The sequence below is a fragment of the Vibrio sp. 2033 genome, from assembly GCF_033339735.1.
This window is the reverse complement of the sequence record NZ_JAWOVC010000005.1, coordinates 244,931-264,578: the sequence shown is the minus strand read 5'-3', so window position 1 is coordinate 264,578 and position 19,648 is coordinate 244,931. Positions and strand designations below refer to the sequence as shown.

19 protein-coding genes are annotated in these 19,648 nt (G+C 45.3%); 3 read left to right on the top strand and 16 right to left on the bottom strand.

Annotated features, from left to right (window positions below; translation table 11 throughout):
* Positions 1–230: 230 nt before the first annotated feature.
* Positions 231–1,379, bottom strand: coding sequence for a tetratricopeptide repeat protein (locus tag R7P74_RS10095; protein WP_225473331.1), 1,149 nt, complete (start codon positions 1,377–1,379; stop codon positions 231–233).
* A gap of 738 nt (positions 1,380–2,117) precedes the next feature.
* On the opposite strand from R7P74_RS10095, the gene R7P74_RS10090 reads away from it, so the two are divergent.
* A complete protein-coding gene (locus R7P74_RS10090) occupies positions 2,118–2,732 on the top strand; it encodes a 3'-5' exonuclease (protein ID WP_225473334.1) in 615 nt (204 codons plus the stop codon).
* A 104-nt stretch (positions 2,733–2,836) separates the two neighbouring features.
* Here the strand turns inward: R7P74_RS10090 and R7P74_RS10085 are convergent, their stop codons facing one another.
* The 15 genes from R7P74_RS10085 to R7P74_RS10015 all read right to left on the bottom strand — a co-directional run bounded on the left by R7P74_RS10085 (position 2,837) and on the right by R7P74_RS10015 (position 17,572).
* Positions 2,837–3,379: a hypothetical protein gene (locus R7P74_RS10085; RefSeq protein ID WP_225473336.1), complete on the bottom strand. Its 543-nt coding sequence runs from the start codon at positions 3,377–3,379 to the stop codon at positions 2,837–2,839.
* A 129-nt stretch (positions 3,380–3,508) separates the two neighbouring features.
* The gene (locus R7P74_RS10080) at positions 3,509–4,201 is read right to left on the bottom strand and encodes an ABC transporter ATP-binding protein (RefSeq protein WP_225473394.1); all 693 of its coding nucleotides are present in this window, start codon (positions 4,199–4,201) and stop codon (positions 3,509–3,511) included.
* 22 nt (positions 4,202–4,223) lie between these two features.
* On the bottom strand, positions 4,224–5,507 hold the full coding sequence (locus R7P74_RS10075) for an ABC transporter permease (RefSeq protein ID WP_318122827.1): 1,284 nt from the start codon (positions 5,505–5,507) through the stop codon (positions 4,224–4,226).
* A gap of 2 nt (positions 5,508–5,509) precedes the next feature.
* Positions 5,510–6,724: an ABC transporter permease gene (locus R7P74_RS10070; RefSeq protein WP_225473344.1), complete on the bottom strand. Its 1,215-nt coding sequence runs from the start codon at positions 6,722–6,724 to the stop codon at positions 5,510–5,512.
* Positions 6,721–7,992 carry a TolC family protein gene (locus tag R7P74_RS10065; protein WP_140338598.1) on the bottom strand — a complete coding sequence of 424 codons (1,272 nt, stop codon included), beginning with the start codon at positions 7,990–7,992 and terminating at the stop codon, positions 6,721–6,723. Before R7P74_RS10065 ends, R7P74_RS10070 begins: the two co-directional genes overlap by 4 nt.
* The gene (locus R7P74_RS10060; protein WP_225473346.1) at positions 7,985–9,118 is read right to left on the bottom strand and encodes an efflux RND transporter periplasmic adaptor subunit; all 1,134 of its coding nucleotides are present in this window, start codon (positions 9,116–9,118) and stop codon (positions 7,985–7,987) included. The genes R7P74_RS10065 and R7P74_RS10060 overlap by 8 nt, the downstream gene beginning before the upstream one ends.
* A 217-nt stretch (positions 9,119–9,335) precedes the next feature.
* A complete protein-coding gene (locus R7P74_RS10055) occupies positions 9,336–9,896 on the bottom strand; it encodes a GNAT family N-acetyltransferase (RefSeq protein ID WP_225473347.1) in 561 nt (186 codons plus the stop codon).
* A gap of 3 nt (positions 9,897–9,899) precedes the next feature.
* Positions 9,900–10,325: a GNAT family N-acetyltransferase gene (locus R7P74_RS10050; RefSeq protein ID WP_053349639.1), complete on the bottom strand. Its 426-nt coding sequence runs from the start codon at positions 10,323–10,325 to the stop codon at positions 9,900–9,902.
* A gap of 19 nt (positions 10,326–10,344) precedes the next feature.
* Positions 10,345–11,100 (bottom strand): class I SAM-dependent methyltransferase, encoded by a 756-nt coding sequence (locus R7P74_RS10045; protein WP_054866271.1) that lies wholly within the window; start codon positions 11,098–11,100, stop codon positions 10,345–10,347.
* A gap of 25 nt (positions 11,101–11,125) precedes the next feature.
* Complete coding sequence (locus R7P74_RS10040) at positions 11,126–11,758, bottom strand: class I SAM-dependent DNA methyltransferase (protein WP_225473348.1); 633 nt, start codon at positions 11,756–11,758, stop codon at positions 11,126–11,128.
* Positions 11,759–11,919: 161 nt separating this feature from the next.
* Positions 11,920–12,435, bottom strand: a complete 516-nt coding sequence (locus R7P74_RS10035; protein WP_213968757.1) for a protein disulfide oxidoreductase — start codon at positions 12,433–12,435, stop codon at positions 11,920–11,922.
* Complete coding sequence (locus R7P74_RS10030) at positions 12,432–14,543, bottom strand: protein-disulfide reductase DsbD family protein (RefSeq protein WP_225473349.1); 2,112 nt, start codon at positions 14,541–14,543, stop codon at positions 12,432–12,434. The genes R7P74_RS10035 and R7P74_RS10030 overlap by 4 nt, the downstream gene beginning before the upstream one ends.
* Positions 14,544–14,607: 64 nt before the next feature.
* The gene (locus tag R7P74_RS10025) at positions 14,608–15,006 is read right to left on the bottom strand and encodes a hypothetical protein (RefSeq protein ID WP_033905718.1); all 399 of its coding nucleotides are present in this window, start codon (positions 15,004–15,006) and stop codon (positions 14,608–14,610) included.
* Between the two features lie 102 nt (positions 15,007–15,108).
* A complete protein-coding gene (locus R7P74_RS10020; protein ID WP_186584814.1) occupies positions 15,109–15,711 on the bottom strand; it encodes a response regulator transcription factor in 603 nt (200 codons plus the stop codon).
* 25 nt (positions 15,712–15,736) lie between these two features.
* Positions 15,737–17,572, bottom strand: a complete 1,836-nt coding sequence (locus R7P74_RS10015) for a sensor histidine kinase (RefSeq protein ID WP_225473350.1) — start codon at positions 17,570–17,572, stop codon at positions 15,737–15,739.
* A gap of 180 nt (positions 17,573–17,752) precedes the next feature.
* Here R7P74_RS10015 and dsrO point away from each other — a divergent pair, with 180 nt between their 5' ends.
* Both dsrO and nrfD read left to right on the top strand, forming a co-directional pair.
* The gene (gene dsrO / locus R7P74_RS10010; protein WP_318122826.1) at positions 17,753–18,520 is read left to right on the top strand and encodes a sulfate reduction electron transfer complex DsrMKJOP subunit DsrO; all 768 of its coding nucleotides are present in this window, start codon (positions 17,753–17,755) and stop codon (positions 18,518–18,520) included.
* Positions 18,517–19,647, top strand: a complete 1,131-nt coding sequence (gene nrfD / locus R7P74_RS10005; RefSeq protein WP_225473351.1) for an NrfD/PsrC family molybdoenzyme membrane anchor subunit — start codon at positions 18,517–18,519, stop codon at positions 19,645–19,647. The genes dsrO and nrfD overlap by 4 nt, the downstream gene beginning before the upstream one ends.
* Position 19,648 lies beyond the last annotated feature (1 nt).

Sequence of the window (19,648 nt, the reverse complement as noted above, 5' to 3'; positions counted from 1 at the left end):
CTACTTGCTACTTCTATTTGCCAGTATTAAAAATTCCGTATTCTTATTAACATAAATTTTATATTTATTTATTAGAGCGAACCAGAAAACAAATTTAGTCATTTACTCAAATTCATCAATAGCTAAAGGAATGGCTCCATATCTTTTAGGACTTAACTTTCTTCTCTTTATTGACAAACAATAATAAAAACTCATAATAAATTATTAAGCAATCTTATTTTAATAATTATTCACCTATATATAGTACCTTTTTCTCCCATTTTATAACCTAGAGTAAAGCCCAAACTTTTAACAGGTTTTACTTTATAATTCTGAGCCGAACGTAGTGCTTTATCTATATCTTTTTTCGTTAGTTTATCAGAAATTTCTTTGAACTGTTTTTCTGCGTCTGGATGTTTGTTTTTTTTTGCCCAGTAAGACCATTTAAACGCTTCAATTAAATTCATCATCCCATTTTCATTATCACGATATAATTGCGCAAAGCCAAATTGAGAATATGGGTCATTGTATTTAACCCCCAATGAATACCACTCTATTGCTTTATCTATATTCTTATCGCAACCCAGGCCGTATTGGTACATATACCCAATTTTCCCCATCGCAACGCTTGAACCTTCTTTTACTGCGCTATAATATTTTTGAATAGCCTCTTTATAATTTACAACGTTGTACTTAGTTGATGAATAAATGTCACCAAGTAAAACTAATGCGTAGTGATCCTTCTTTTTGGCAGCAGTCTTAAGCCACTTAAGAGCCTCGTTGAGATCGTAATGGTCATCATCGAGATAAGTGTGTCCAAGAAGAAGCATTGCATCCGTGTCATTCTGATCTGCTGCCTTGTGTAGCCAATGCATCATCATTTTAGGGTTAGAGTACTCTTTTTCCATGGTATAAATCGCCGCAAGAGTTTTTTGCGCTTCTAAATCTCCAGATTCTGCTGCAATCGTGTGCCATCTCAACATTTCTGCTGAATCTCGACGAAAGTGTCCGTTTCCTTCATAGATTACGCCTAAAATAGCAGCGCAATCTACTTCTCCGTCAGCATATGCTTCCGTCAACCATTTGCTAGCTAACCGCCAATCCTTTTTAAATTTTTCACCACTAAAATACAGGTAGCCAAGTTCTTTCTTTGCCTCCGAGCTTCCCTTCAACGCTGCCTTCGTTAACCAATTTACTACTAGCTTTTTGTTATACTTAACACGCCTTCCATGATAGTAACGTCTCGCTAAGATAATTTGAGCCACACTAGACCCCTTTATCGCTAAGTATTTAAGAATATCAATCGGCAACGCAACAACAAGTAATTTATAAATAATATTGAATGTTATTTTTAGCCTAAACATGACTCTTTGTAATAAATTAACATCACGTTTTTTCATTGTTATCTAAATTTCTCCAAGGTTAAATCCTCCGAACTTCATATCAAACTTAATAGTTATTAGTAATATTGAACTTCAACATTTACCTATATCTCTTTCAACTTGTTAAGTACAGGTAAGCATCTGTAGATGATAACCCAAAATTGACCGTGTTTGTGTTGGTTTCACTATGCAAGATAACTTTTTGTCAGGCAAAATCACGTCAGCAACATATAATTGAGTAAAAACACTCTGTAGAAAAGAAACACTATTGAGCTAGAAAGTATAACGGGTAGAAATACAATCGTGTTTGGTGTTCCACCGGCACATCTATGAATATCTATTTGTAACTTTTTCAAATTTAGTAAGTCATGATATTGCAACGTTATTTGTGGACACCAGCGTAATGGTTAAGATTGCACCAGTTAAAAGATATGATCAAAGTGGGTAAGTGCCGTTTCATTAAAAAGCACAGAATAATCATTGCTGACCAGATATCAGGATAACTCGCCACCCAAAAAGGTAACTTTGAACAGACAAACACCCACAGTGAGAGTTTGAATCGCTTTAGGTTACATTTTATGAGGGCAAACGAACGCACCAGATTTTGTAGGGTGTTTTATCTAGTGGGCAATCTAAAACTCAATGTCTAACTGAGCTTCCGTAAGTTTCTCTCACTACTAAAGCTTCTCCCCCTCCTTCCCTTTTCCCACACTTTCAACGATACTCTTGCGCCCTATTGTTCAGTTGGAAAACTTCATGCCTCAAGCTAACTCCGTTGTCGTACTCGACTTTGAAACCTCAGGTCTGTCTCCGAATATGGGGGATCGCGCGATTGAAATCGGTGCGGTTAAGATCGTCGATGGTGAGGTGGCCGATAGTTTTCAGCAACTTATGAATCCTGGCTTTCGTGTTAGCTCATTTATTGAGGGCTACACAGGCATTACCAATAACATGCTGCGCACAGCGCCGAGCTGCGATGAAGTGATGGCATCGTTCAGTGAATTTATTGCGGGTGAGAACCTTATCGCGCACAACGCGTCTTTTGATAAGCGCTTTCTGGATACGGAACTGGAGCGAATCGACTGCGGCTACTCTGGTGAGTTCGCGTGTTCTTTATTGGTAGCAAGACGCCTTATTCAAGATGCGCCGTCACACAAGCTGGGTGAGTTGGTTCGTTATAAGAACATCGAAAACGACGGTGTATTCCACCGCGCGTTAGCCGATGCACAGGTAACAGCAAAACTGTGGCTGCTGATGGTAGAAGAGCTTGAGCAATCGGGCATCGCAGCGCCAAGCTTTAAGTTTATGCAGACGGTAAGTAAAACAGCGAAAGGAAAAGTGGAGCAGTTGCTCTCTAAAAATCGGTTTTAACCACACGAGATATAGACAAAAGTCGATTGCTTTTGATAGGAATCGGATTATTAAATATAGAAAGCGATTGCTCACATTAACATCGCTTTTTATGTATTTAATAACTACTGTTTAGTGTTATTTAATCTCAAAATTTTTTTTGTCAGCTTTATTTGACCTGGAAGGTAAATCATTTGTAATAAACTTGGAACTGAAAATATCAAAACAGCTTTCAATAGATTCCAAATAACATCGTAATCACCAGGAGTAAATTTAAGGGCTGACATTAAAAAAGCCAGAACAATAAATGCATAACAAAACTTTTGAACAAACTCATCAGGATACCAAGAGTACGTTATTTTCGTTTTATTTTTATCTTGTTCTAGTTTACATCGAAGCTCGCCGCCAATCTCTCGCCCTGCAACAATTGAGCTGGAGTTTATAAACTCACGATCATTGAATAGCCGGTCTTGATGTGCTTCAGAACTTCGAGAAGTTTTTCTTTTTACTATTAAGATATTTTTCTTTTTCTTAGTCAAGTAAGCACCTTCACTAGGGTTACTCTCATTCAAATAAAAATAATCAGTATTGTTTAACCGAGAAAGGATCTCTTCTATTGGTTCATCGCTATATTTTTCACTTCTATAAAGTGCGTGATTGATATGCATTACAATATTACAGCCTTGTTTAAAATTGAGATGTAAATTCTAAACAAGGATGACTAAAACACCACTTCCAAAGTAACCATTTTCATAGGTAAATTATCTTTATTTTAGTAAAGTTCCAAACTGTAGATATCACTCCGGCACCCAATCCGAAATCACCTTACCATCTTTGATCGTGATGATGCGTTTGGTGCGTTCTGCGAGGGCGTTATCGTGCGTCACGATGATCAATGTTCTGCCTTCAGCGTGAAGTTGATTGAACAAGGCTTCAATCTCTGCGCCGGATTTTGAATCCAATGCACCCGTTGGTTCATCCGCTAAGATGATTTGAGGGTCGTTGACCAAGGCTCTTGCAATCGCAACTCTCTGCTTTTGACCACCAGAAAGCTGGTTTGGTTTATGGTCTAAACGATCCCCTAGCCCGACTTGCTCTAGCAATTTAGCTGCGCGCTGGCGACGTTCTTTGGCTTTGATACCAGAGTAAACCAACGGCAGTGCCACGTTATCAAGCGCCGTCGCGTATTCCAATAAGTTAAAGCTTTGGAAGACAAATCCGATCTTTTGGTTACGAATGCCAGCCAGCTCATTCGCACTTAAACTTGCGACGTTTTGGCCGCCAAGTTGGTACTTGCCATCGGTGGGCTTATCTAAACAGCCGAGCATGTTCATCAACGTTGATTTGCCTGAACCGGACGGGCCAAGAATCGAAAGAAACTCGCCTTGATTAATGGTTAAGTCAACGCCGTCTAGCGCGCGAACTTCCGCCTCCCCGCTTGAGTAGTATTTACAGATGTTGGTCAGCTCAACAAGCGGCTTGTTCGACATGTTCTTTCCAGAGTTATTGTTGTTATTCACTTTGTAGCGCCTCCAACGGGCTGACTTTTGCGGCTCGGTTTGCAGGTAACCATGCAGATGCCACACCAATGATCACTAAGGTGAGGATGACAATCGCGACAACGACCCACGACAACTCAGGGACAGGTTTACCCAGTTGTTCATAAAAAGCATTGCCCTCTAAAGGAATGGAACTGATGGCAGACACCAGCGCGTACGTCACGGCTAACCCAAACGCCCCCCCCATCATCATTGTCAATAAAGACTGTACTAAATAGTGCATGCGAATAGCCGTTGGGGTTGCACCGACTGCCATGCGCACACCGATATCACGCGTAGATCGCTTTACGGTGGCATACATCACATTGGCGATGCCAACACCAGCAACAGCTAACGTCACGAAGCCGATAATGCCAAGGAAACTCTGCAAACCTATCAGAAACTGCTGCATACTCTTTTGCTTAAGGAACATATCATCGACTTGGACGACCTGTTCATCACTGACACTTGCCCCGTGTTTACGGGCAATCACTTGCCTGATCGTCTTTGCTAAGGCTTCTCGGTCTACATCGGCTTGTGGTTGCACATTGATGCCACCAATTTCACCGTTGACATGAAATCGCTTCCACGTCGCTAACGGCACAAAGCTGGAATAGTTGATAAGATCCCCCTGTTCTATTTGGGCGCTGTTTTTCTCCAATACGCCCACAACGGTGAACTCCTCATTGCCGATTTTTACCTTTTTCCCCACAGGGTTGACTTGCAATGTGACTGTCGCAAACCAACTAAAGTCCTCATTCGGGTTGAATAAGTCGGCTGCCAGTTCATAACCCAGTACAACGACTTTGCGCGTCTCTTTTTGATCGAGTGGGTTTAACCATCGCCCCCCCGCCATCGGCACCAAATTGGTCATGGATTGAAACTCGCTCGTGACCGATAACGGCTCTTGCCACGAGCTTCTGTCACCAACGGTGATGCGCTCTTTCCACTTCGCCGTTGGCGCAACGCTTTTTACATCGGGTAACGCTCGAACGACCTCTGAATCGTCCATTTTTAGTGTCAGAAACTTACCTTGGTGAAAAGCACCGTGGTCGACGGTGGCCATCCCTCCGGTCAAATAAATCAAGTTGCCGTTACCATTTTGTGCGGTTTTCAATACGCCCTGACGAATACCCTCACCTACCGCCAACATAGCAGCGATACAAAGGGTCGCCCACGCTACTGCTAGAATGGTCAAACCCAGTCTCAGCTTTTCTGCGGCCATTTCTTGGAAAATTTGTCTCATCGGTAACAACATGACTAAGCCCTCGCACTCAAAGCAATGACTGGCGTGAGACGCGATGCTCGCCTTGCTGGGAAATACGACGCCATCAAGGCCAAGATAAGCGTCACAAGTAAAGACCAAGCAATGGAATCTGGCGTGATCACAGGTAAACCAATCCATTCCGGTAATGCCATGCTGCTTAAGACAGATACCACGGCATACGAAAACATCAGACCTAATGCCGTGCCCACGGCTACCAAAATAAGCCCTTCAAGAATAAACTGACTGAGTATGGATTTTTGAGTCGCCCCGATCGCCAAACGCACACCGATTTCACGCGTGCGCTCCGTGACAGATAAAAACATGATGTTGGCAACGCCAAGCGCACCGACCGCCATGGTCATCGCGCCGCTCGCTCCAAGAAAAATCTGAATGCCACGCAAAATTCCACTGATGACCGCCGCACCTTCACTAAAATCGGGTAATTCGACCGCATCTTTATCACTTGGGTCAAAATGAAGCTGCTTGGCGAAAAAGTTCACGATATTTTGTCGAAATGACGATGCATCCATCCCTTCTCTCGGCTTCATCAATACCATCCAAGGTTTCGCATCCCACAAATCGCGGTACGTTGTTTGAGGAATGAAGGCCGTGCGGCTATCGCCGAATGAAATGCCAGTGTCCTCACCAACGGTTATCCCAATCACCAAAAACGGAATGCCGTTGACTTTGAGCCTATCCCCGATTTGGATTCCGCCCATTTGCGCAATTTGATCGCCTAACACCGCCACGCGAGTGTGGTTATCCATATCACTTGGTGACAGGTTTCTCGAACCGGATTGCAGCTTGCGTTGCATTAAAGGAAAGTAAGACGTATCAATACCGCTGACCGTACTCGATAAGTTCTGTCCTTTGAGATTGGTGATATTCGCATCCCATTTGGCGTAAACGCTTGACGCCTGTTGCACGAAGCCTGACTGTTTGATCATGTCGACTTTTTCTTGTGGAATATCAATTTGTCGTCTTGAAGCTAACCCTTGCCACGGTTTACTGGTACTCGACGGAAACACCACTTGCACATTGTTGATCATAAATGAAAACGACTGGGTCTGATGGCGATAAAAGCCTTCGCCAAGTGCGATTAACACCACCACAGAGATCACGCCCCAAGCAATCGCGATAATGGCCAGCACGCTCTTCATGCGGTGCGCCATCAACGTTTGCCAAGTTTGTTGCAATAGACTGCTCATGAATGAAAAGCTCGAGAGATCAACGCCATGGTATCGTCATCGAGTTTCCCTGCGGTTTGCAGTAAGCCGATTCTCTTACGCCAGTAGCTGTACAAGTTGGTTTGCAGACTGTTTTTCGCCTCAAACAAGCTGTTGTGTGCACTGATAACTTCCGACACTTCAAGCAGGCCAGCGTCGTAAAGTTTCTCTTTGCTTTGCAACACTCTGGCGCGCGACTCAACCAGCTCGTTCGCTATCAAAACTTGATTCCAGTTGATATCGACCTGCGTAAACTGCTGAATAACTCGTTTCTGAATATCAATTTCCACTCTACGCATATCTTGCTTGGCGCTTAAAATGTTCAACGATGCTTCGTCCACTTTCGCTCGCACTGCACCATTGAGGTCAATCGGCAAACTCAAACTAATCCCAGCGTTAAACTCGCCGTTTGAACGATTGTCACCATCGCTGTAGCCCACACTGCCTTTGACGGTCGGGTAGTATCCACCTTTAGCTGAATCTTTCGCGAACTCGCTCGCTTTCACCATCTGCGCCGCCACCAACAGCTCTGGACTGCTGTCTTTCGCCAGCTTTAGCCATTGCTCCTGAGAGTCCACCAGCATCGGCGGCTGAATTAAAGAATCCGTTCGAATTTGGTCGACACTCTCCGGCATTTGATTGATTAACGCCGCAAGCTCTGCTTTTTTCACTTCGAGATCGGCTTTTGCATTGAGGATACTTGCTTGCTCAGAGACTTGATTCGCTCGCATCTCTTCGACATCAACCGACTTCACTTTGCCTGCTCGATAGCGTTTCTCGATGATGTTGAGAAGTTCCTTCCCCTCCTCCAGCTTGGACTGCGCCAATTTGAGGTCGCCCTGTGCGCTTGCCACATCTAGGTAAGCGGTGAGCAACTTCTGCGCAAGCTCGTTATGCGATTGAGATAGCTCTAACTGTGCTTTGAGATAATTGGCATTCGCTTGATCCAGTTCCGACCACAAACTGCTATCCCAAATAGTTTGAGTTAAGGTAGCGCCGTAACTGTTGGAATGGCTTGAGGACTCATTCCAATCCGCTGACGCACTGGCACTTAAGCCCGGCAATAACGCACTGCGGTTACTCTGTACGCCAACCTCGCCAAGCTGGACGCCGATTTTCGCTTTTTCGTAATTTGGATCGTTCTGCTTTGCTTGTTGCCAAGCTTGTTCAATAGAAATTGCGTAGGTCGGCAAACTGAGCGTGGCAGCCAACAATGCAAAGGCGATTGTTGATCGTTGCAGCTTAACCATGCGCCGCTCCCATCATGCTGTTGTCGATAACCTCTTCATCAAGCTCCACGCCGTCAAGCACTTCGACATTGATGCCATCTGACAGACCAAGTTTCACCGGTTGTTTATTAAACCCTTGTTCTGAGCTGTCGGGGATCAGAACATTCGGTACGTCACCATCAAATTGCAGAGCGCGCTCCGGTAGAGTGAGCACGTTTTCAGACCTCTTCAGAATGATTTGAGCCGTCGATGAAAAACCAGAACGAAGCAACACATCTTGTGGGATCTTGAGTTCTCCCACTTCAACCTCAAAACCGTTATCAAAACTTTTTGCCGAAGCATTGCCCTCTGGTGAGTTGAGGTTCTCAGATTGAATCGCCACTTTGGTTAGCACACCAGAAATCGCCACATCAGGATAAGGCGCAACCGTCAACATAACGGGCATTCCCGGAGACAACTGCGCAGCATCATGCTCACTGACGCTACCTTTAAAAATCAGACTGTTCATGTCGGCCAATGACATCATTTCAGTCGCGGCTTGGCTTGATTGAGTCGAGATGATCGGCTCTCCGACCTCTACTTTCTGGTTGAGTACTGTGCCATCAATTGGCGCGTAGATCGTCGACGTTAAACGCGCATCGCCGATCGACGCCTCACCACTGCGGATGAGTTCGAGATTCTGGCGCTTTTGCAATACGTCCGCTTGCGCAGATTTGACTGCCGAGCGCGCACTTACGTATTCGTCGTAGTTACTTGGAATAATGTCCTGCTTGACCAAGCTTTCTAAGTTGGACAGTTTTTGTTTGGCGGATTCCAGATCGGCTTCGCTACGCATGAGTTCTGCCGATGCATCCGTTAATGCTTGGGGAGTTGGGTTTGGACGCACTTTGATCAGCGGTTGGCCTTGCTTCACCTTTTCACCAACTTTCGCGTAAATTTCACCGACGATACCGTCGATTTGTGACTTGATAGACACAGAGTGTGCAGGGACAATTTTACCAACAGCCACCGCTTGTTTTTCAATCGTGCCTTTTTCCACAATCAATGTAGGCAGCAATTCTGGTTGAGCAGCAGATTGGAGATAGAAATACGTACCACCGCCGAGCAGCGCGAAGCTCACAGCGGAGACAAACCAACGTTTCGTCATTATTTATTCCAACAATTATTGGGTAGTCTAATGACTACTCCTAAAACACAAAGTTGAAGGAATAATATCCTGCTTTAATAGCGGTTTGGTTGTCACAGTTGGTATGGCTTTGTCAGTCGGCTCTGACAATCAAAAACTAAAGAATCATTCAGCAAAGACGTTGTCTACGATGGCGACTAACAAGCTCTGTAACCGCTCGTTTCAACCGCCCCCCTTTTCATTCTGAACAATGTGCAAAATGGCGCTGTTCTGTATCCTTCAATCGCATATCCATACAGTCTTGCGCCTCACGTCCTAAAGCAGGAAAAACCGCATGCGCTTTTAAAATGCCTTGGCTGATAAAGCCACATTTCTCCAACACACGAATACTCGCGTGGTTGCCAATATGCGGGGTAGTGCGAATGCGCTTTATACCCAAGCTTTGCAGGTAAACAACGCCAAGTTTGCAGGCTTGGGTTGCATAGCCTTTTCCCTGATAGCGAGCAGAAATACCAAAATGGATTTCACTGCTGTCTTGCTCAGGTATCAGCACCAGACAACCAATAGGAGTTTGAGAAGTGAGTTCTTCAATAGCGAAGACTAATAGGTTGGGAGACTTTTGATCATATTGAGCGCGCCATCTTTCGATCGCTTCAAGGGTTTGATTAACATTTTGGTGGGCTTGGCGATTGAGGAAGCGGCATGCTTGCTCATCGCCTAAATAGTTTTCAAACAGGGGAGCAGCGTCTGTTGTTTTGAGGTATCTGATTGCCACTTGTTGAGATTCAACTCTCATCATGATTTAGCTCTGATAAACATTCGGTTTCCAGATTTGCATGAAGTTTTCTACTGGAGCAATAGGAGTGAACCCAAACTGTTCGTACAACCCATGAGCATCGCGGGTTGCAAGCATCATACGGCGTAAGCCTTGTAGTTCTGGATGAGCAACAATTTCTGATATCAACAACTTACTGATGCCTTTACCACGGTGTACCTCCACAACAAACACATCGGCAAGGTACGCAAACGTGGTACGATCGGTAATTAACCGAGCAAAAGCAACGAGTTGATTTTCATCATCCAAAACCGCGAAACAGAACGAATGGCGCAATGACTTCTCAAAGCGTTCTCTTGGAATACCCTTTCCCCAATAACTGTTTGAAATGAACTGGTAGATAACGTCTAAATCCATGTCATCTAACGACATAGTAATTCGAAATCCTTGCATTGTATCCCTCAACATTGATTTATATTTTCTCAGCCACACAGACAAGCGAGTTGGCATTCGCCTCAAATACTTGCGCTGACCAAGATTGGTACTTCTCTATGATTCTGAATCCCGCTTGTTCAAGGAAACCCTCTATGTCTTCTAGCGGACGATATTTTAAATCAATGCTGGAATGCTCAATCGTTCCACTTTCAAAATGGCGCTCTTTGTTCAAATACATGATGGACGTTTGCAAGTCATACTCGGCCTTCATACCGAAATAATTCACTTCACCATAAGTTGGAGAAACATAGGTTTGCCACAGCGCCATCTCATGATCCAATTCTAGATTTTCTGGCGTTGGTAACCGCGTATCGAAAACAAATCGCCCACCTTTTTCGAGGTGTCTTGATATTGAGCTCAGTGCACCTGCTAGCATCTCGTCACTTAAAAAGGCTTGGAATGCATTCCCTGTCATTATGGCTAGGTCAAACTTCTTACCTAACGAAAACTGGGTTGCGTCGAGATGAAGAAAACGCAAGTTACTCCTGCTTTTGGCTTTGTCCTTTGCGTGTTTGAGCATCCCTTCAGAAATATCAATGCCAATGGCTTCGTTGAGTTGCTCAGAGACTGGAATCGTGACAATACCGGAACCACAACAAACATCCAATACACTTCGAGCATTGGTTTCTTCGATTAACCTTGTGATGAAAGCAATGTCGTGATGGTAATGCTGGTCGTATTGAGCATCGTATTCAATGCCAGACCCGAATTCGGTTAAATCTTGTGTTTTCAAAAACAATCCTTGTTTGTTACTTATTTCAGCGGTGTGACTTTTTCTGCTCTAGCATCAAGTATCGACACACATAACCAACACCAGATACGTAACCAATCACATTTTCTAGGGAAACCACTTCCAACCCAGCTTGCTGACAGAGTTGCTCAACTTCACTTTCGGTATATGCCTTATGCACGACCGATCCACTATAAGTATTTCGAGGCAAATCTTGTCCATCCGGATCGTGGTATTGAAAGCTGATAAAACATCGTCCATTCGCAGTTAGCTTATGCGAAATGCACTCCAGAAGTTGTTGAGGCTCTGCTAGAAACTCAGTAAAACCAAGTGCGGTGATAAGGTCGAAGGTTTGTTCAAACAAAAGGGAAAATGGCTCATCGAGATTATGAACCGCGACGCTTTGATAGAGGTTAGTTTGGCGCGCTTTATCAACCATTTTGGACGAGATGTCTAAGCCATGGATGGCGAGTTCTGGATAGTGACTTTTTACGACATGGCCGATACTGCCAGTCGCACAGGCTAGGTCGAGAACCGAGCCTTGCTCGATGGGAAAGGTTTTTAACTTCTCAGAAATCCAACGTGGACCGACGTAGTGACTGTCATCCACCAACTTTTGATAACGATCCGACACATCATCATACATTTTTGCTACGTTCATCGTTTCCTCCTTGATAACCAGAACGATGCTCGAATGTAGCACGCAATAAGCATCTAGACACTTATTGGTTAACTAGTTCTTTATGGTATGTGACCGACTGGTTGTTTAGGACAACAAAAAAATCCGATACTCAATATTTTGAATATCGGATTTTTATAGCGTTATCGAGCTAACCAAATTCTCGCTAGTATTCCTATCGGAGTGGTAACGCCAGTTGTGACAGAGGAAATTTCACCATTTCTTAAAACATAAATGGTTGGGGTCACGCTAATTTTCCATTCGCGCATAATATCGCTTGAAGGATCGTTTATGTTTTCGAAACGATATTCTTTTGCCCTCATAAACTGCGCCACACGCTCATTCGGTCCCGACGATCCAGAAACGCCAACTACGGTGTAGTCATCACTCAGCCAGCTCACGCTTGGGCTTACAAATTTACAAGCGGGACACCAAGTCGCCCAAAAATAAACAACGACAGGTTGTTCATAACTTTGCGCGATGGCATCGAAGTGTTCACCAGCGCTCAATACGGAGCTCAATGGTGGTAACTCCTGTTTAGGAATATCTTTAGTGCGATACCAATCCATCGTGATGGAAATGACGGTGACAATGAGCACCATCTGTACGATTTGAACGAGCCAATATCGGAATGTTCTACGCTGCTTTGTCGAACTCATTGAATGGTTCCCCCACTCGCTTGTTTCACCGCGCTTAAAACAACATCATCAGTCAGAATAACAGGTAACGGGATACCTTGTGGCGCCGCCGGGCCATAGACGATGTTAAACGGCACACCGTAAAGCCCATGAGCTCGTAAAAAGTCAGTTACCGAGCTGTCCGGATGTGTCCAATCCCCTTTTAACGTCGCCACATTAGGGCTTCGCAGCAATGAGTAGACAGGATCTTGCCAGATCACACCGATCTTGTTCGCTTTACACGTGACACACCAATCCGCAGTGACATCCACAAACACCACTCGCCCATTATTGACGTGATCTTCAATCGCCGAGTTAGAAAGCTTCTGCCACGCTAAGTCCTCAGGAAGCGGTATCGCCCATTGGTCGGCAGTGACACTACCAAGTAACAGGCCACCAGCTATCAACACTAATGACGCAGTTCCGGATACAGCAAGCGCTTTCTCACCATACACTTTCTTGACTCTTGCCATCATTACAACAAAAGCAGCCACAGCGATAAGTGCAATCCATAGCATCGGTACATGATTTGCCATTAATGAAAGTAGCCAAACGCTGGTTGCCAACATCATTATGCCAAACACTATTTTAACGACATTCATCCACGAGCCAGGCTTTGGTAGTTTCAGCGCGATATTTGGAAACACAGCGACTAAGAGCCAAGGCAGTGCCATACCCAATGCTAATGCTGTAAAAGTTGCAAATAACGTTAATACGTCGGCACCCAAGGCAAATGCCACGGCCGTTCCTAGAAAAGGCGCGGAGCAAGGCGTCGCAAGCAATGTAGCAAACATACCTTGAACATAGTGACCAACTAGGGAGTTATCACCTTTCGAGGCCAGCCATGTATTGGTACCCGATGATAGACGGATTTCAAACAGCCCTAGCATATTGGCCCCAAACAAAGTGGTGACCAACACCATCAAACCTAAGAACCAGGGGCTTTGAAATTGCACGCCCCAACCAATGGCATTACCTGTTAGCTTGAGCACCAAAATAAAACCAGCGAGAATCCAGAACGACGTTAATATACCAAGTGACGAGGCAACAAACTGAGCGCGAATTTGACGACGCTCGATACCTTGAGCGGCAACAATACTACTTAGCTTCATCCCCAAAACCGGAAGAACGCAAGGCATAATGTTAAGAATTAAACCGCCGAGCAACGCGAATAGAAAAACACTCGTTAGAGACGTGCTCGGCAGCGGTTCAACTATTGCCTCAGCAGTTGCTTGAGTGGTTTCTTCTGCTAGTAAATTGGTGTCTTTGATGGTCACAAACAGCGACTGTTCATCTAACGCCACATCGCCCAGCCAAGTATCAACGATATAGCTCGCGGTGACGATGTTTCCTTCTTGATGCATTCCTTCAAGCTTGAAGCTATAGTCTCGCGTTGCTTCATCGACACCATCCACCAGCACTTGTGGTTGTTGCCAACCCTGACTGTTCTGTAGCTTGATTTGTAGTTTCGATTGGTTCGCATCCCAACTCGCCTGAGTAACATCAATAAACGGCGATGGCTGCGGCACGTTACTCACTGCTTGAGCGTAACTGAACATCACGCCTTCATCGACTGTTAGATCAGAAGGCAAGAACGTCAATTGAATTTGATAGTCGGTCAGCACACAAATCGTCGTACAAGAAGAAAGTGTCAGTACCGCATCAATCGTGACAGGTCTGGACATGTCTTCGACGTGCAGCGTCATGGGGAACAAAGTATCGCCTTTATACCCAAGAGTCTCGATACCTAATAGTTCGAATTTTTGTGGGTGCGGCCATTGCCAATCCACTTTGGATAAATTTTGTGAATTTTGCCAATCAATAGATGGTGCTACGCCGCCCTCACCAGGTGAACGCCAGTAAGTTTTCCAATCTCCGGTTAACTTGACATCCAAATAACCTGTAAGTGTTTTGGCTTGCGGATCTTGTTGACCAGTGAGCACAAAGCGCGTTTGCACTGGAGGATGTTGTGGGTTGGTTAGCCAACCTGTATCAGTAGTTTGAGCTGAAATACTCAGAGAGAGCAAACTCAAAGCAAGCGTCATAAAAAACATGAACGCAAACTGAGTCAGTTTAGTAATTTGATTCATAGTGATTCCTAGTTAAAAGACAAAGGTGCTAAATAACTGACGCTAGTGGTCAGAAAGCACGCTTTTATTCTCGGAACACACAGAAAGTCAGATGGACTCGATACTTACGGCCTATCGGTTCCGTCCAATGTTGCGCACCAATATAGGCACTGCACAACCAAATTGCCGAAGCAAAAAGACCGACAAACAGAACAACAATAAATACATCGAGTTGATGTTGAGAAAACTGAATTAACTTTTCAGACAATTCGCACTTGCTGGTTTCTTTAGTATCAATCGACTTGACGCTCGAACGCTCATCAGTAAGTGAAACCGCGGGCGATTCCGTCTCATATTTCATAGAGCATGACGATGCAAAACCTGAATTTTGCATCAGACACACAACCACCACCCAGCCAATAATCGCCAGTAGCCATTTTGCCCGCTTATGTGGCGTGTGATGTCGTTTAGTCAACAAACTCATAAGAATTCAGATAAAGTAAGAACGAAGAAGATAATACGCGAGTCGTCATAAAGCTCAAGTTGTATCCTCTAAATAGCCTTAAGAGGCTTCACTCGGTAAGCTTTAATCTAGCTTGCCATAAATATATGCCAACTCTGCGACGGTTTTTGCCGAGAACTTCTTCAATAGATTAGCTCGGTGTACTTCAACCGTTCGCATTGCTATGCAAAGTTCGTCAGCAATACGAATGTTGCGCTTTCCTTCAATGATCAAACGCAAAATGTCTTTTTCTCTAGGTGTGAGCGATTCATAAGCCGATTTTGCTGCTGCCATATCGAGGTTTGTGGCAGACTGCGCCTGTCCCTGCAAAATGGCTCGTGCCAGTTCATCGCCTTTGACTGGTTTTTGGAAGAAATTGACCGCCCCAGCATGCAATGCATCGACCGCCATCGGAACATCACCATGCCCTGTCAGATAAATAACGGCTAACGGGCTGTTGGCTTTATTTAAAATTTGGTGCACTTGCTGGCCACGAAGGTTGGGCATTCGGCTATCAAGGATCACGCATCCGGCCTGATGAATGTTCACTTTATCGAGAAAAGATTGCCCATCAGCAAAAGTCGTCACGTTGAAGTCATGCTCTTCCAACATAAAAGCGAGCGAGTCACGCACCGATTCATCATCATCGACTACAAAAACAGGTAGCTGCTTTTCACCGCTGCTCATTGAGTGCTCCTATGCCTAGTTCAGATTAGTTTTGATATGGAAACACAAGCTCAACCAAACAACCATGTGGTGCTATCGAGCTGATGACAAACTCGCCACCATGCATTTCCATCACATCGCGACAAATGGCTAACCCTAGCCCAAGCCCTTCTTCTTTGCTACTCACAAACGCTTGAGTCGGATTCTCTTGCTGCAACCCTGTACCATTGTCTAACACTCGAATAGAGAGTTGACTGATTTGGTAATCGCAATGCAGGGCAATTTTACCTTGATAACCTGATGAGTGATATTTCTCTTGGAACAAAGTACACGCATCAATCGCGTTGCTGATCACATTAACTAAAACCTGTTGTACGCCAACTGCATCGACAAGTAACGGACGAATGTTCCCTTCTGTACTGGCCACAATAGAAATGTTTTGCTTCTGCATCCGAAAATGGAGTAACTCAATCGTGTCATCAATGAGTACTTGAAGATCGCACGACGTTTTGTCGACACTGCGCTTGCGAATCAACGTTCTTAATCGCTGAATAATTGCATCGGCTCTTTCAACTTGGCCCTGTATTTTCTCAAGCACAGGGACAATATCTTCATGAGGGCGCTTTTTGGCCAAGCGAAGTAAACCGCCTTCACTATAGTTGCGAATGGCTGCCAGTGGCTGATTGAGTTCATGGGCAAGACTAGTGCCGATTTCTCCGACAATCGCGACCCTTTGTGAATGTTCTAACTGTTCACTTTTCTCTTTTAATCGCAACGATGTCTGCTCCAACGCTTGCTTACTCTTGCTAAATCGATACTCAAGCCAAAAGTGGTACGCGTTCAACACAATCACAAACATGAACAGCGCCCATGCCCATTCTTGATGACTACGCAGCCAGCGTAGAGCCTCACTCCACCAAGGTTGTTGCAACGGATGGAGATCCAACGCCTGATAAAGTTTGTCGATGCTCAGCAAGCTGACGGGGGACGTCCAACCTGACGCGCCTGCCGCAATAACCGCAGGGTGTTCAGGTGGCATCGCTAACAATACTTGCGCAATCTGTTTGGCGATCTGAGCTGAGCCGCGCTCTGTTTTGGCAAATGACCAGTTAGGATAAAGCGGTGTGGAAACAGCGCATAACGAGCGCTCGTTCGGCTGTTGATTTAAAACTCGATAATTACTCGGTTGTAAAAGCCCTTCACTTAGCATCTGTTCCAATAAACAAGCAGGGACAACGGCCGCTTCCACATTGCCATCACGTAATTGATACAGGTTGGCATCAATAGGAAAACCAAGATAGCGGACATCAGAAAAGAAATCGTTTGGATTAAGCCCCATTTTGACTATTTGATAGCGCATCGTTAGATAACCACCAAACGCTTTTTCTGATACCGCCGCAACAGGACGTCCTGAGACATCTTGCACCGTTTGATAACTTGAATTGGCTCGAACCACAAGCGCCGAACCAATGCCGTAATTCGAGTTTTGTGGTGCTCTGCTGGTTAGCGTTGCCATCCACGACAGCGCGTATTGCCTGCCCAACCGCACTGCCTGACCTGGGTTGGTTAAGATGAAATCCATGGTCTGAAACTTCACCGCTTCGCCCATTTCATCCAAGTTAAGGGGATGAAGGACAAAATGCACATCGGAAATTTGCTGATTGAGCCAATCAATGGTCGGTTGCCATCTCTGCTCAGCATAAAGATGGCCGCGTATCGCTAACACGCCCACTTCGACTTTTTGCTTGGCCTGTGGCTGCTCTGCTTTTTGCTCTTGCATTCCTTGCAGATCTGCTTGTTCAGAAACTGCGCCCTGAGCCAAAGATGCAAAGGCAACTAAGCAAAGAACCCAAAACTGAAGCAACCGTGGCGTTTTGTTCATGATGAGTAGAATCGTTCCTTCGAAAGTAATGGAGCAAGAATAACAGCTACCCTTGGTAAACCACATTTGTTTTAGATCAAGTTTGATCTGGGTATGTGGAAATCCACAATATAAGCCTCGCAGTGCATTTCTCACAATGGAATCAGTCAATTCAAATACAACAAAAAAAGCAGGTGAGTTATGGATTCCACCAAACGTCGCTTTCTCAGCGCGGTCACAGCCGGAGCCGCGTTAATTCCAGTCGCTGGCATTGGCACGGCAACTGCGGGAAACATTATTCGAAATAACCAGTCCGCTGACCGAAAAGGACAAGTCGGGAAGCGTTATGCCATGGTGATAGATTTGCGTAAATGTGTCGGATGCCAGGCTTGCACTGTGGGTTGCAGCATCGAGAACCAAGCGCCAATCGGTCAATTCCGAACCACCGTAAAGCAATACGAAGTTACGTTAGATGATGGCTCTACAGCCACGCGAGAAGCAAAAGCCTTTATGCTACCGCGCCTTTGTAACCACTGCGACAACCCGCCTTGCGTGGCAGTGTGTCCGGTTCAAGCAACCTTTCAGCGCGAAGATGGCATTGTCATGGTGGATAACAGTCGCTGCGTAGCGTGTGCGTATTGTGTACAAGCTTGCCCTTACGATGCTCGCTTTATCAATGAAGACACCCTCACCGCAGATAAATGTACCTTCTGTGCTCACCGTCTAGAACAAGGTCTATTGCCTGCCTGCGTGGAAACCTGTGTTGGCGGTGCACGTGTAATTGGTGATTTGAATGATCCATCAAGTGAAGTCCGCCACTTAATTGCGAAGCACCAAGACAATATCAAAGTGCTAAAACCCAATGAAGGCACCAAGCCTCACGTGTTTTACATCGGCATGGATGAACGCTTCACCAGCCACATCGACGGACAACCTGCTATTTACGACCCACAGGGAGAGCGCGCATGAACATCACCGAAGTGTTAGTCCAACCTCAAGCGATGGCTTGGCTCCCGTGGGCGGTGCAATATTTCTTCTACATCGGTTCGGCTTATGCGGCTGCTGTTTTATTCCTAATCGCCCTATTATTTGAAAAACACACCAGTCACAGACTGCGCGCTGCGCTTGTTCTGACGCTGGCCATCGGCGCCATCGTGGGGCCATTAGCGTTAACTGGCGACCTTCACCAACCGGGACGCGCATGGCATTTTTACGCACACATCACTCCGTGGTCATGGATGTCTTTAGGGTCGCTTTTCTTGCCTGTTTTCTCAGGTTTAGCGGTAGTGACTGCATGGCTGTATCTCCGCGAGGATCTGATCAACTTACGTAATCAGCCAGGGAAAGTACTGCCTCTAATTTCAAAGCTGTCACTGGGTGACTGGGCGCTCTCTCGTAGAGTCATGCTTATGGTATCTGTTATCACGGTGCTATCAGGCATCACCATTGCAGTCTACACAGGCGCTGAAATTGCAGTCGTTCAATCGCGCCCTTTATGGCACCAACCCGCGTCACCAATTCTTTGGTTTGTCACTGCATTTATGGGCGCGGTCGGATTTTCTCTGTTGATTTGGCTCTTGCTGCCTAGTCAGTCAAAGACGCTGACATCTGGCGATACTAATTTACTTAAAAAATCAGTGGTTACCAGCGGTGTATTAACGCTGATACTGCTACCGATTTGGGCATCCAACAATTCCGCATTTTCGCTCTATTCTAGCGAACAATGGATGCACAACATTGCCCTGCTCACTTTTGTCGTTTTAGGTTGTGTTTTGCTCGCTTTCATCTTCTTTCGCGATACCAAAAAGTCCACATCAGCCAGATTTCGTCACGTCATAGGGCTCGGTTTTGTGTCTGCTGCCGCACTGGCAAGTGCATGGCTGATTCGCTGGTTTACCATCATGGAAGTGCAAACCATCGCCAAGTTCGATGCAGGGCTGTATCCATACCAACTCACTATGGATGGAAATGGCTGGATAGGCATTATCGGCATGCTCGGATTATGGCTTGCACTGGCACTGCTCAGTTCGGAGCTGGTTCAGCCAAAACAAAAGATCGAAGTAAAAGCCTCATCACTCACCTTAACTGAACGCTAAT